We start from the raw sequence: 14,537 nt of genomic DNA on the forward strand, positions 1-14,537 counted from the left end.
AATTGTATTGCTTAATGTTGTAAAAATACAAAATGTTTAGAGAGATTGCAACGTAATTCTAACCTGTAATTTTATATTTTTTCAGCTTCAAGTATTTTGTTTTTATTAACTCTGCTTTTTAGGATTTTTACATATTGTAGCCCTTCTTTAATGTTAAAATCAGAGTACGATTTTGAAGCCCAATTAATAGCTTCATCTAAATCACCGTTTATCTCACTAATTATAGTCATATTATAATAAGCTCTTCCTGCAATTTTAGGATTAGTATTAGTGGTTTCTTTTTTCCAAATTATTCCAGCTCCATCCCAGTCTCCTGTTTGTGCTTTTCTTTGAGCCGTTTTGAAGTTGTCATTTCCTTTAACAAAATATAAACGTCTTTCTCTAATAGTATAAGGTAATAATTGATTGCCATATTGCAGGCCATTACTTTTACTTATTCTATTTACTTCATCTTTTCGGTTAGCTATAGTTTCATAAGCTTTTACTGGGTTTATACCGTTTCCAGTTACTACGAAGTTGTTTGCTGTAGTATATTGATCTGAAACTTGTTTGTTTATATTGTCATAAAGTCTCCAGCCTGTTTTTATTAAAGTATTAATAGTAACTTGATGTTCTATAATTGGAATCTTAATTCCAAAAGTATTTACTTTTTGATTGGTAACTGTTTTGTAATTAATTACAGCATCTGTATCATAAAATGAAAGTTCATAAAATGCGTCAATATTATATTTAGTACAAATTTTAGCAATGTCATTATTGTTTAATAAAGGAGAAAATCGATCAATTCCATATTCTTTAAAAATAAGACTATCAATTTGAATAACATTTTCGAATCTACTATTGTTTTCTAAGGACTGTTGTAATCCTTTTAAAGATTCTTCAGCTCCATTCTTATCTAAATTCTTTTCTTCAGCTGTGAGAATTTTATCTAGAGCATCAAATTTATTATATTTAATTGAAGGTTGACTTCGATTGAGAATTCCAATATTTTTAACCTCTTTAGAAAGGTAAACTGTTGAGGGTTGTTTAACATTAAGGGTTAATGTACTTGTTGCGCTACAAGACCCTAACAATAAAGACGTTAAAAAAAGTAGTAATATGTATTTTTTTTTTCATGATAATTTAATAATAAAAAAAACCGTAACATTACGTTACGGTCATAAATTTAGATTTTATTTTTTATTTGGAGGGTATTGTTCAAGAATTTTACTTACAAAAGTATATATCCTTTCATCTTTTTTATGTGTGTCTTTTGTTAGATACCCGCTTCCTTCACCTTGCCAAACTAATTCTTTTGTCTTAGAGTCAATCAAATCGATAAATAATACGCCTTCTGGTGTTGTTGAAACATTTGTGTAGTTCATTCCCCACCATGGATTCCATCCCCAACCAAATCCGAAAGAATTATAAACATCTACACGTTCCTTCTCTTTCGTAAAAATACTAATTAACAAGTCAGGATTTGAATCTTTTGTAAAGCCTTTAGTTGCCATTACATCGTCTATAGATCGTAAAATTCTTTTTTTGTCTAAATCAGAAATTTCTACTTTATCAACTCCGCTTTTTAAAAAAGCATACGTTTTGTAATTTTCAAAGTTTACTTTTTTATCGTAATCTGAATTAACTCTTACAGAACTGCATGAGGCTAAAATAAAAAAAGCCAATACTGGTAATAGTTTAATTGTTTTCATAGCATTTATTTTATTTAGGTTAGCGTTTAATAAGTTAACACTAACCTATTAAACTATAATAATGATTCATCTACTATATTAGGGATGGTAACTTTTAGTAAAGGTTGCGTTTCCATAGCTCTTTTTATAGCAAAAACAGCTCCTTCATTTCTTGCCCAACTTCTTCTTGAAATTCCGTTGTTTACATCCCAAAAAAGCATTGATGCTAAGCGTTTTGAAGCTTCTTTACTACCATCAAGAACCATACCAAAACCGCCGTTTATTACTTCTCCCCAACCAACTCCGCCGCCGTTATGTATTGAAACCCATGTAGCTCCTCTAAAACTATCTCCAATAACATTATGAATTGCCATATCGGCTGTGAATCTTGATCCGTCGTAAATGTTTGAAGTTTCCCTATAAGGAGAATCGGTTCCTGATACATCATGATGGTCTCTTCCTAGAACTACGGTTCCAATTTCTCCATTTGCAATTGCTTTATTAAAAGCTTCGGCTATTTTAACTCTTCCTTCCGCATCTGCATATAGAATTCGAGCTTGAGAACCTACGACTAATTTATTTTCTTGCGCGCCTTTAATCCATTGAATATTATCGGCCATTTGTTGTTGAGTTTCTTCAGGAGAATTTCTTTTCATTTCTTCTAAAACATCACATGCAATTTGATCTGTTTTCGCTAAATCTTCAGGTTTTCCAGAAGCACAAACCCAACGAAATGGACCAAATCCATAATCGAAACACATAGGCCCCATAATGTCTTGTACATAACTTGGATATTTAAACTCTCTGCCTAATGTTGGGTTTTTAGACATTACATCGGCTCCTGCACGAGAAGCTTCTAATAAGAAAGCATTTCCATAATCAAAGAAATAAGTTCCTTTTGCTGTATGTTTATTAATTGCTGCTGCATGCTGACGTAGCGTTCTTTGAACTTCTTTTTTAAATTGTTCAGGATTATTTGCCATCATCTCATTAGCTTCTTCAAAAGTCAATTGAGTAGGGTAGTAGCCACCAGCCCATGGATTATGTAGGGAAGTTTGATCTGAACCTAAATCAATATGTAAATTTTCTTCATCAAAACGTTCCCAAACATCAACCACATTTCCTAAATAAGCTATTGAAATTACTTCTTTGTTTTCTAAAGCTTTACGAACATGAGCAACAAGTAAATTAATATCCTCTACAATTTCGTTAATCCAGCCTTGTTCGTGGCGAATTTTTGTGATTTTAGGATTTACCTCTGCACAAACCGTTACACAACCAGCAATGTTACCTGCTTTTGGCTGAGCACCACTCATACCGCCTAATCCTGAAGTTACAAATAATCCTCCAGAAGGTGATTTTTTAATTTTTCTAAATCCGTTTAAAACGGTAATAGTAGTTCCATGAACAATTCCTTGTGGACCAATGTACATATAACTTCCGGCTGTCATTTGCCCGTATTGAGAAACCCCTAAAGCATTCATTTTTTCCCAATCATCTGGTTGTGAATAATTAGGGATAACCATTCCGTTTGTAACGACAACTCGTGGTGCTTCTTTATGCGATGGAAATAATCCCATTGGGTGACCCGAATACATTGTTAATGTTTGCTCGTCTGTCATTTCAGACAAGTATTGCATGGTTAAAAGGTATTGTGCCCAATTGCTAAAAACCGCTCCATTGCCACCATAAGTAATTAATTCGTGTGGGTGTTGAGCAACTGCATAATCCAAATTGTTTTGAATCATTAACATAATAGCTTTTGCTTGTTCACTTTTTCCAGGATATTCTGAAATTGGCCTAGCTTTCATTTCGTAATCTGGACGAAAGCGATACATATAAATACGGCCGTATTTTTCTAGCTCTTCCTTAAATTCTGGAATTAACTCTCCATGATGTTTTGCTTCAAAATAACGAAGTGCATTTTTTAAGGCTAATGTTTTTTCCTCGTGTGTTAGTATTTCTTTTCGCTTTGGCGCATGATTAATAGCTAACTCGTATGGTTTTATTTGGGGTAAAACAGAAGGAATACCTTGCTGTATTTGTTCTTTAAATGTCATTTTTTGTGTGTTTAGAAATTCGTGAATGTAACTTTGTTTTGCGTGAGGGATGGGAGCGAGCTACCGTGTAGCACGTTCAGCCCGACCGTAATGAAATGGAGGGCACGACCTATTACAAACTAGGGATAACGAATATCTGCCCTGTGGTAGGACTTATAAATTTTAATTCTATATCGAAACAATTGAATGTCCATTTTTTTTGATTTTCTTTTCTAAGAGATCTAATGTTCTAAAATATCTAAATATCTAAGTCGTCTAACTTGTCTTCTTAACAGTTCCCGTTTTTTTATCGTATCCATAAGGACAATGGCGGCAACCACTTTTACAACAATATCCTCTTTTTAGATGATAGACTTCTGTGAAGCATTTATATCCTTCGGGTGTGTAATAGAAATCTTCACCTTCTTTTAAATTATTTGGATTTAATTGTTCATTCATAGTTACAAATCGACTTAATGCGAGTCGTTTTTAAATTTACTTCAAAAATAATTATTTTAATCAAGATTACTTCTTTACTTTGGTTAAATGTTTAAGTTAAGAAGAAATTTAGCAACTTTGTACTCATGATTGTACTCGTTTTAAAATATTTATTACCAAAAGGGTTTAGGGGTATATCTTTATTCCCATTTATTATATTTTCTGAAAGAAAATCTAAGGAAAATTTAATATTGTTAAATCATGAAAAAATTCACATTAGACAACAATTAGAGTTGTTGGTTATTCCTTTTTACATTTGGTATGGAATAGAGTTTTTAGTGCGCTATTTTCAATATAAAAACTGGAATTTAGCTTATAGAAATATTTCATTTGAGCGTGAAGCATATGCAAATGAAAAAGACCTTAACTATTTAAAGCAAAGGTCTTTTTGGAAATTTTATAAATTTTTGTAGTATTAATCTAGAATAGACATATAACTTGTATAGTTTGTTCTATCAATTCTAAATCCATCACTGTTATTTACTCCACCATTTCTTCCTCGAAGCTTAATTGTTACTGAAACTCCAGGAGTAACTGTAATTGGAAAGTTTGCCGCTGTTATAGATGCAGCTCCTGCAGAACCTGTAACGTCGTCTGAAGTTCCTGTTAAACTTAAAAAGTTGCCAACGTTTGTTGCGCCTCTTGAAACCCCAACTGAAAACCAAGTAAGCGGGTCTAAGCCAGAAGTTGTCAAAGGATTATAGCCAGTTATTGTAAATGATAAATAAACTACGGAGTGTCTTGGTGTAAATGTTATAGTTGCACCAGTAATATCTGTTAGTGATGTGCTAGTTATTGTTTGAGTACCACTTGACAAAACAACGCTTTGCATGTTGTCTCCATAAATATATCTTGACTTTATATCTCCATTGCTATCAACTACTAGAGTTTTGTTTGCAGATGTGGTAGATGTTGCTAATTCTCCAGGATTAGTTCCTCCTGCAGTAACAGCTACGTCATCAATTCGGATGGTTTGAAGACCTGCCGCTGTACCAGAAACATGAAGCATTTGTTGAGGGTTAGTAGTTCCTATACCTACTTGTGCTACACTAAAATGAGCTATTAAGCTAATTGTTAGTGCTATAATTAATTTTTTCGTTCTCATAATTTGTTAGATTTGAGCGCAAATATATAAATATTAATTTTATTATAACAATTGATTGTCAAATTGTTATAATAAGCTTTTTTTTGTAAGAAAAAGACCTTAACTATTTAAAGAAAAGGCCTTTTTGGAAATTTTATAGTTTTATATAAAAATTATTTTTTGTCTTTAATTGATTTACTTGTTCCTTGCTCAAGTTTTTTTGGTTTTTTTGGAGCGTCAGGGAATCTTACATCAACATGTTTAGAAATTAATTTTCCATCCAATGTTTTACTGTCTGCTCTATTTGCAATTAATTGCCATGAGAAAGATACATTTGATTTTCCTGCTTGTAATTCTTTTACCACAAACCCATTTGCAGATTTTTCTGTAACATAAACACCGTTACAATCTCCTTCTAATTGGATGAAAACTTTTAATGGGTGTTTTTCGTCAACAAAAATATTCTTTGCTAAAATTGGGTCAATTTTAATTTCGGCAATTCCGTTCACTAATCTACCAACTCCAGAATCTGTAAATGTTATTTCTGGTGATTCAGGGCAAAATAAAATTCTTCCTTTGTTATTCTCATCATTAACAATTGTAGAAACTGAGCCTCCTCCCATTATTTTATAATTTGTTCCAGAATATCGAACACCTACCCATGCATAATCAGTTGTATTTGCATCTCCATTAACATCTCCTGCAGGATTAGATATAAAACCTCCAACACTATCTTGACCTCCATCAAAGTATCCTCCGTAATACATTGAGTTAGTATTGTCATATCCTGCTATACTTGCTGTGGATTGAAGAATATTTGCTGTATTTGTTATTGAAAAATAACCCCCTTGTCTAGCATTAGTATTGCTTGATGGGTTTGTTGCAGTTCCTATTAAACCAGCTTGTGTTCCTGTACCTACAGCTCCTACATTCCATCCTGGCTGAGTTGAAAAACCATTTCCTGAACCATCAAAAGCTCCAGCGACATTCATGTTTGTTCCAGTTGCTGCTGTTGTATGTTGTCCATATATGGCAGCATTGCTTTGACCAGAAGCGTATCCGTTAATAGGATAGTCATTTGCAGGTCCAACAGATGTAAACATATCAATAGTTGGGAATGGAGATGCGGCTCTAACATGCACGTGATTAGTACTAGCATCTACAAAAAACATCTCTGGTTCACCAGTTCCTTCAACTCTAAAGTCATAGTTTTGTGCATCTTCGTTTATAACAGTTTCAGCTGTTCCCATTCTTATTCTTTCTATACTATTAGCTCTAAGTATTAAAGGAACATTATCTGTAGTACCAACATAGTTAGTTGCTGGGTTAGTTCCCGTATTTCCTGATAATGACCAATCTAATCCACCTGGTGAACCTGCTAAAGAAATCCATCTTGTTCCATCCCAATAATACATACCTGGTACCACATTGTTTGGAATTGTTCCTGCAGTTGCTGTATTCCATATTAATGTGCCAGCAACTAAAGCACCTCCTTGAGGATTAACAACAGGTGCTGCAACATTAAGTGCTGTTAACGCTACACGTGGAGGAATCATACCTTGTGTAGTAGAGCTTACATCTAAAGCTCCAGCTGGTGTTGTAGTTCCTACTCCTACTTGAGCAAAAAACGTAAACGGGAGTAATAATGTGATTAATAGTAAATTTTTTTTCATATACTTTGTATTTTTAGTTAAAAAAATAATATTAATATAAATATATGTATATTATATTCGTTATATATTAATAAATTTAATACAATCGTTAAAACACAATATTTTTCCGTTTAAAAACAAAAAAACCAGCTATTAGGCTGGTTTTTTTATATTAAATTTTAGTATTTATTCTTTAGTGAGCTCTTTTATTTGAGATGCTCTTAAATTTTCTTTTTTAGTTCTCTTTTTATTTGGATTTAAACGTTGAGTTTCTTCTGGCTTTGTTGCTATTTCAATTTTTTCATTTTGATTTGAAGGCGCATAATTTCCAAACTCTAAATTAGTTCCATTCCACCACATTGCTTTAGAAGTACCTTTATCTTCATCAATAGTTAAGAAACTATCTAAATTGGTGTCAAAATCTTTTTCTAGTAAATCTTTAGGAACATTTAACTCATTTGCATTAGCTTTTTCACCTATAGCAATCCAGTAAAATGAAACATTTGAAGTTCCGTTTCCATTTTCTTTCACAATAAAACCATCATTATTTACCTCTACAATGTGTACGCCATTTGATTCTCCCATTGGAGTTACTGTAACAATAATTGGTTTGTCTTTGGCAGTTAATTGCGAATAATTTCTATCAAAAGAGATTTTTGCAAAACCATTTACTAATTTACCAGCTCCTTTTGTAGATAAATCAACTGTTGTAGAAGTTGATGCATAAGTTACTGTTTTGTTTCCACTTGAACTTGTGTTAACTACCGCATAACCTTTATTTGAGATTGATGATCCATCAATGTATTGTCCTGCTAGTTCTCCTTTTGTAATTAAACCATATTGATTTCCTTTGGTATGAAGTCCTAAAAACCCCCCTTGAGTTGCAACTCCTATTGAAGCATTTGAATCATTGGATGATCTAGCTCCCCCAACTACAACTGCTACTGATGATAAAACCCCAACATTGGCTCCGTTACTTCTTTCGTAACCTACCATTCCAAACGCACCATTTTGAAAATTCACACCTAATACTCCTCCAACAGTTCTTCCAGTATTAGATGAATTTGCTCCATAGACACCAAATTGATTTGTTCTTGAGTAAGTCCCAGGTGCAGTGTTAGGTAATGCTCCATTGACACCAGAGATTGGGTTTGCAAAATTGGTTCCGTTAAGTGTGATAGAAGCAAAATTTGTACCACGAACACCTGCGCTTACTGTGCTAGTTCCATCATATTCGCCTTGTACAGATGCAAATGCTGTATTTCCTCCCGTTGTAGATCCATAAATACCTCCGCCGGCTTGATCTGTGTAGCCATTTACAGCCCATGGAAAGGTAGCATTTCCTTCACTAACTGCGTTCATTAGGTCGCCAGGTAATACTGTTTCGATGTCTCCAATGAAAAACTCTCCTAGAGATGAAAAACGTGCTGCTGGTAAACCTGAAGTTCTAACGTCAAAGTTGGTTACGTCATAGGTTCCAACAAAATGCGTTCCCAAAGTTGCAGGAACTCCTGTAATTCCAGTAACACCCCCGTCAATACCTCCATTTCCAATAATTGACCAATCTAAACCTCCTGGTGAACCTGCTAAAGAAACCCAGCGAGTGCCATCCCAATAATACATTCCCGGTGCAACATTAGTTGGTATCACACCAGCAGTATTTGTATTCCAAACTAGTGTACCTGCTACTAAAGCACCTCCTTGTGGATTTACAACTGGTGCTGCAACATTAGTTGCTGTTAAAGCTACTCTTGGTGGAATCATTCCTGTAGTGCTTGAATTTATATCTAGAGCTCCTCTAGGTGTAGTAGTTCCAACTCCAACTTGAGCAAACAGCCCAATTGATGAAATAAACGTAATTAATAGTAGTTTTCTTTTCATAATTGCTATGTATTATTTTAAAAATGTAATGATTGTCAAATTTAGAAAAATAATAATAATAATCCAAATTTTATGTTAAAATCTTTTTTATTTCAATTGAAATAAAAAAGGGCTTAGTTTTAAACTAAGCCCTTTGCTTTAAAATTATTTAACTTTTAAAAAATTACTTTTTTAGTTATTGTTTGTCCATTTGTTAATTCAATTTTAACCAATAGGGTAGTATTGTTTTTTTGTAATGAATTAAATGAATATTCGTTTGTATTTAGATTTTTCTTATTACTGATTAATCTTCCAATCACATCATGAATTGTTATAGACCTTATCTTGTTTTTTGTTGAAATTATAGATAAAATATCATTTGAAATTAACAATACATCATTCTCAATTAATTCTTCAGTATCTGTATTTTTATCTTTGAATCTTAATACGAATCTATTATTAATATTTCCTGCTGTCGTCATGAAGTGATAAGGAGTGTCTCTAAGATTATGAATTATATTTATGCTTAGATCTTCTATATATACATTTTGATTTGTGTTTTCAAATAAGCCATCTAATTCGCTTATTGCTATACTGTATAGTCCTTCTTCAGAAACTTTAATACCTAAGTTCACTTTATCGTTATCGTCGAAAGGCAAAGCTCTTCCTTGAATTGCCATTGGTTCATTTCCAATCAATGAATAGAAGTTCTGACTAGGCTTATAATCAGTAAAAGAGTCATATAGATAATCTTCTGCTTGTGTAGCACCAGTTACATATCCCACTAGTGTTCTATTAACTAAACCTGTTGGACTTACTAAATCTAACCAAATTCTATTTTGTTCAATATTATTTTCTTTATCCTGGAAGTTTCCATTTCTGTAGAATTGGTTATTTGCAAAAGCAGCGCTTCTCATAGAATTATCAAAAGTTACTGAACTAGAACCAGGCGCACCAGCACTCATAAGAACCATAAATCCTTGACCAGCTCCAATTTTATAATCTCCAGGTCCACTTGTTGCTCCAGTCAAATTGATAGTTATGTAATCAGAAGGATAGTAGTTGGTTACAAAGTCTTGGTAAAAAGGATCTGAAGCATTTGTTGGTAATTGCCCGTGTGTCCATATTCTAACACCACCCACAATATCACTGTTTGCCGGTAAGGTTAAAAACTCATTTACACCTATAGCCGATGGGTAAGGGTTTCCTACAAGATTCCAGTTGTCATCTGTAATTGCTCTAGGAATACCTTGAGTACCTGTAGTAGAATAATCAGTTCCTCTATAAATTGTTGGGGTAAATGTACCATTATTAGGTACCCCAATAAAGTTTGTAGTTAAAGCACTTGGAGAAGCATTACTGAAACCTGATGGAGCACGAAGAATGTACCCTTTGGCAGGTATCATGTTTTCAGTAGTATTCATCCAGGTTCCTTGACCGCCATTTGTATTCATAGCTGTTGTTCCCCATTCGAAAATGAAACCTGCAGGAGTAAGCGGTGATACATTTTGTACTGGAAAACCTGCTACTGGAGATGACCAATAAGAATAATCTTGTAATCTTACATTAGCAATACGTTCCATATTTATATTTCCTATATTTGCTATATTGTTCACTTGTACCAAGCTTGCACTGTTTTGTAAGTTTAAAATCCCAGAAGAGTTAATGTTTACCCAATCTGTTATTGTTACGGCATTGTCAGTGTAAACGGTTAAGTTCGCATTGTTTTGAATACTCATGTTTAACCCCAATCCATTATAACCAGTACCAGATATTATAGGGTCATTCAAAACATTCGGAATTACTACACAATCGAGAGCGGTAGGTTTTCCAACCGGAGCCCAATTGTTATCATTGTCCCAGTCCGTATCAACTGAGCCGTTCCAGACTTTCGCTCCGTTTACGGTTACAGTTGTCTCTTCTATTTCAGTTATAGTTGATCCGTCACAAAGTGTATAAGTTACTTCTGCAGTATAAGTAGTTGTTGAAGTTGGGCATACATTTATTACATCTGTTGTTCCTATTGCAGGGCCTGAAACACCTGATCCTTCATACCATTGAAGAGTAGTAATTGAAGTTCCATTTGGAACAAAACGCCAAGCTTCATTAGTAGATGTCCAGTTTGCATCTAATCCGTTTCTTCCAGGAGCAACGGATGCTATTGTACCATTAGCATTTTGAATACCCACTATTGCATTTCCATCGTTCCATGTTCCTGCACCAAAATTATCTATATTTTTTTCCTGTATATATACTTCAATTATATTTGAATTTTCATATAACACCATCATTCCAGTATAAAGAATTACATTTTCATCAAACATAGGAACATTAGACCATGATGCTACTAATGCTCTACATCCAGATGGTAACGTTATTAATTCCCAACCCACTTCTCCACCTGCACCAGGATTGATGTCATGAAACACTCCAAAGATTGAGTTTTCAACTAATGCATTGTGACCGCTTATTGGTAAACTTCCAGGATCTGAAGAGTCAAATTCCCAACTACAATATCCTCCAGGGCTATTGTTTACAGATGTATCAAACGTAATAACCCCATTAGAGCCTATTAAACACTGATTATAAGTATTCCCGTAGAAACAAAAATCAAAAGGTAAATTTATTAATGGTGACCATATATCATCAGTATTGACACTAACAGGGTTTGCTAGACCACTAAAACTAAATGGTGGATTATATTGTATAGGTTCAACTAAATAGCTTGAAGTGTCTCCTAAATCTAAATAAGTCGCTTCTAGATCTACACAAGTTGAGGCGTCTGTACAGTTAAATGCTGCTGGGTCAGCTCCTGCTAAACCAAATCCTCCAGATATTACATTAGGACAACCTGTTTCAACATCACTAACTTCCATGGTTGTAAAGATTCCTGTAGATGATGTACCGGTTTGACCGCTATTTGAACATGTAACTAATAATTGCCAGTGAACTATTCCACTCGCTGGTGCAGTAGCAGAATAATCAGCGTATGAACTAGATGCTGCTCCGGCATTTGTCCATATGGTTCCTCCGTCTGTACTAAATTGCCATTGATAAGTTAAGTTTGATGCATAAGAATATCCTGTAGAAGATACTGTGTAAGCGCTTCCCGGCCAACTTGTGTTAGGTGTAGTAGTTACTGTTCCTCCATTTGGTGTACCACTACATGGTGCAGGAACTAATACTGTAATTGTATAATCTTCAGCTTCTCCATATGCGAAACTGCCACAAGCAGGAGCAGGATTACTTAAATAAGCATTTCTAATTCTCATTCTGTAGTTTCCTGGAGGAGTTCCACCTGGAATAGTAACAGTTCCTAGAGCAGCAGGTGTTGCTAAATAACCAGTAGAAATTACTGTTTCACCGGCGTCGTTGAAATCAAGGTCGTTATTCCAATCTACCCAAACAGTATATCCGTAAGTGCTTGAAGGGTGAGTGGCTGTAATGTTAAAGCTCAAACCTGCATCTTGAGAAACAACCATTGCAGTGTAGTTAGCATATCCTCCAGCTGAAAATCCAGTTGGTGTATTGTTTATGTTAGCAACACCACCTGTTGTAGTTATGCCGCTAATATAATAAGTTGTATTAGATGAATTAGTAGCTGCGCAATAACCAGTAGTTGCTGAACCAGTAGTATATGTACTCCAGCATCCATTGTTTGCTCTTATTCTATAATAATATGTTGTATTTGCAGTTAAACCTGTTAAATTATATGTAACGGTTGGATCATTTATTGTGAATGGCGACCCTGGAACATTTGCGGTGTATCCTGCATCAGTTGTAACTTGTAACTGATAAGTAACAGCATTTGCTCCTCCACCTATTGAAGAAGTCCAAGAAAAGTTTATTGAATTTATAGTAGAACTTGTTGAAGCTGGCGACGGAGTAACGGGGCATGTGACTGCATTTCCGGTTAATGCTCCAGCTGCATTATATAAAGGTCCTCCGGAACAATTTGTATTATTGTAAGCATAAATGAAATAATAATACTGAGTGTTGCCTGATAATCCATTCCCTATAATTGTAGTTGAAGTCCCAGATTGAATAAAGCTAAGTCCTGTTCCTAATGTTCCTACGTTTCCATTATTGTAAATAACTCCATTAACTGGTTGAGTAGGAGGGGTTGCTGATGTTGATCTTATTACCAGATAAGAGTCAGCTGTTCCTGAAAAAGTTGCCGGAAATGCTGTTGAGGTTATTGTTCCTGGTGTAAATCCAGTTGCTTGTGCTGCTGGTGTAGTACACGGGGGATCAGTTGAAATACAAATATCAAATGTGCTGTTTTGTCCACTCGTACTTGTCCAAGAATATATTTGAAGATAATAAGTATTTCCAATTGTTAACCCTGAAACAACACTTGTATTGGGGTCAGAACACAATATTGCTGCTCCAAGTGTACCGCATGATCCAGCATAGACAGCATGGTATAAATCAGTAGTACTTCCAGCAACGTTTAATAATTCAATGTGATGAGTTGTAGAAGTTGCTACAAAGCTGAACCAAACATCATCATCATCTGTTCCTCCACAAGTACTACCTGTTACTCCAGAATCTGTTGCGCCAAATAAAGTCCCAGAAGTTGTTGCGGTACAAGTTCTCGTTGGATTTACAGTTACGTTAACAGCGCCTGAACAATTGTCGTTAGCAATTGGAGCGGTACATGTTCTTGAAATTGTAAATGTCCCTGTAGTTGAGCCAAAAGTAGAGTAGTCTGCAATATATACGTAATAATTGGTTCCTATTGTCGTTGTAAAAGTATAAGATTCGGTTCCTGCTGTGAAGCCAGAGTCTTGACATGTTATATTTGTAAGGCTTCCACAAGTACCACTTGAAATAGACATTTCATGGTCAAACCCAGCTCCTGCAGTTGAAGAAATTGTTGTTAATTGACCGTCTCCAACAAAGGTGTACCAAGCACCATAGTTACTCATTGAACAACCTGTTCCGTGCGCAGGTGTTCCGGGTGAACCAACTGTTGTTCCGGCTAAAGATGTAGTGGCACATGGTAAGCTGTCTGCAGTAGCACATGTAAAGTTTGAAGATGGGGGGGCAGAATTATATACGCATATTGTTCCTGACATGTTGTTATCACTTCCGTTTCTCTGAACTCTAACTCTATATCTTGTTCCTATAGTTGTGGAGTAAGTGATTGTTTCAGCTACACCATCACCTCCTGTATTTGAACATGTTAAAGCACTCATAGTTACCGAACAAGCGCCAGTAAATAAATGTAATATTGCATCTCTATTTGCTGCTGGTTGATAGGTAATTGTAGTAGATGTACTTGTTGCGTCAAACCAACCCCAAACATCATCATTATCAGTTCCGCTGCAACCAGTTGCACTGTTCCAGTAATCGGTATTATTGTTTGAGTCAAAAGTTGTGGTTGTACAAGAACTATTTACTGTTAATTCTCCTCCAGCATTGTTATCGCAATCATTTCGTTGTGAAAACAGTATGCAAGAGAACAGTAAAATGTATATAGAAAGAATTTTTTTAATGATGTAATTCGCTCTTTGATATAATTTGTAATATTTCATTCAATGTAAAGATTAAATAAGATTAGTTTATACTTAATTTCTATTTACAAATATATTTTTTTTAGTGAAATTTCACCTATATTATTGATAAGTTGTTAATAATAATGTCGTTAAAATAGATAAAATACAATTTTTGCCGATTAAGTGTATAAAAAAAGGGTTTATGCTAGCATAAACCCTTTTTGTTTTTATTT

At 34.5% G+C, this 14,537-nt stretch carries 9 protein-coding genes; 1 reads left to right on the forward strand and 8 read right to left on the reverse strand.

The genetic code is table 11. The features are described 5' to 3' along the window. Nucleotides 1–71 precede the first annotated feature (71 nt). The 4 genes from ACQ65T_RS06045 to ACQ65T_RS06060 form a co-directional block, all read right to left on the reverse strand. Entirely contained in the window at nt 72–1,073 is a 1,002-nt protein-coding gene (locus ACQ65T_RS06045; protein WP_430400191.1) for a DUF6340 family protein, read from the reverse strand. Between the two features lie 99 nt (nt 1,074–1,172). Continuing rightward, complete coding sequence (locus ACQ65T_RS06050) at nt 1,173–1,691, reverse strand: DUF4136 domain-containing protein (protein ID WP_430400192.1); 519 nt, start codon at nt 1,689–1,691, stop codon at nt 1,173–1,175. A 53-nt stretch (nt 1,692–1,744) separates the two neighbouring features. Next, complete coding sequence (locus ACQ65T_RS06055; RefSeq protein ID WP_430400193.1) at nt 1,745–3,730, reverse strand: urocanate hydratase; 1,986 nt, start codon at nt 3,728–3,730, stop codon at nt 1,745–1,747. 255 nt (nt 3,731–3,985) lie between these two features. Beyond that, nucleotides 3,986–4,168, reverse strand: a complete 183-nt coding sequence (locus tag ACQ65T_RS06060) for a DUF5522 domain-containing protein (RefSeq protein ID WP_430400194.1) — start codon at nt 4,166–4,168, stop codon at nt 3,986–3,988. A gap of 125 nt (nt 4,169–4,293) precedes the next feature. Here ACQ65T_RS06060 and ACQ65T_RS06065 point away from each other — a divergent pair, with 125 nt between their 5' ends. After that, nucleotides 4,294–4,620 carry a hypothetical protein gene (locus tag ACQ65T_RS06065; protein ID WP_430400195.1) on the forward strand — a complete coding sequence of 109 codons (327 nt, stop codon included), beginning with the start codon at nt 4,294–4,296 and terminating at the stop codon, nt 4,618–4,620. Nucleotides 4,621–4,622: 2 nt separating this feature from the next. Here the strand turns inward: ACQ65T_RS06065 and ACQ65T_RS06070 are convergent, their stop codons facing one another. The 4 genes from ACQ65T_RS06070 to ACQ65T_RS06085 all read right to left on the reverse strand — a co-directional run bounded on the left by ACQ65T_RS06070 (nt 4,623) and on the right by ACQ65T_RS06085 (nt 14,343). Then, entirely contained in the window at nt 4,623–5,312 is a 690-nt protein-coding gene (locus ACQ65T_RS06070) for a hypothetical protein (protein WP_430400196.1), read from the reverse strand. 152 nt (nt 5,313–5,464) lie between these two features. Beyond that, nucleotides 5,465–6,964: a hypothetical protein gene (locus ACQ65T_RS06075; protein WP_430400197.1), complete on the reverse strand. Its 1,500-nt coding sequence runs from the start codon at nt 6,962–6,964 to the stop codon at nt 5,465–5,467. Nucleotides 6,965–7,129: 165 nt separating this feature from the next. Next, nucleotides 7,130–8,824: a hypothetical protein gene (locus ACQ65T_RS06080; RefSeq protein WP_430400198.1), complete on the reverse strand. Its 1,695-nt coding sequence runs from the start codon at nt 8,822–8,824 to the stop codon at nt 7,130–7,132. Between the two features lie 155 nt (nt 8,825–8,979). Continuing rightward, on the reverse strand, nt 8,980–14,343 hold the full coding sequence (locus ACQ65T_RS06085; RefSeq protein ID WP_430400199.1) for a GEVED domain-containing protein: 5,364 nt from the start codon (nt 14,341–14,343) through the stop codon (nt 8,980–8,982). Between the last annotated feature and the right edge of the window lie 194 nt (nt 14,344–14,537).

The sequence above is a fragment of the Flavobacterium sp. genome (assembly GCF_965284515.1).
Classification (GTDB): domain Bacteria; phylum Bacteroidota; class Bacteroidia; order Flavobacteriales; family Flavobacteriaceae; genus Flavobacterium.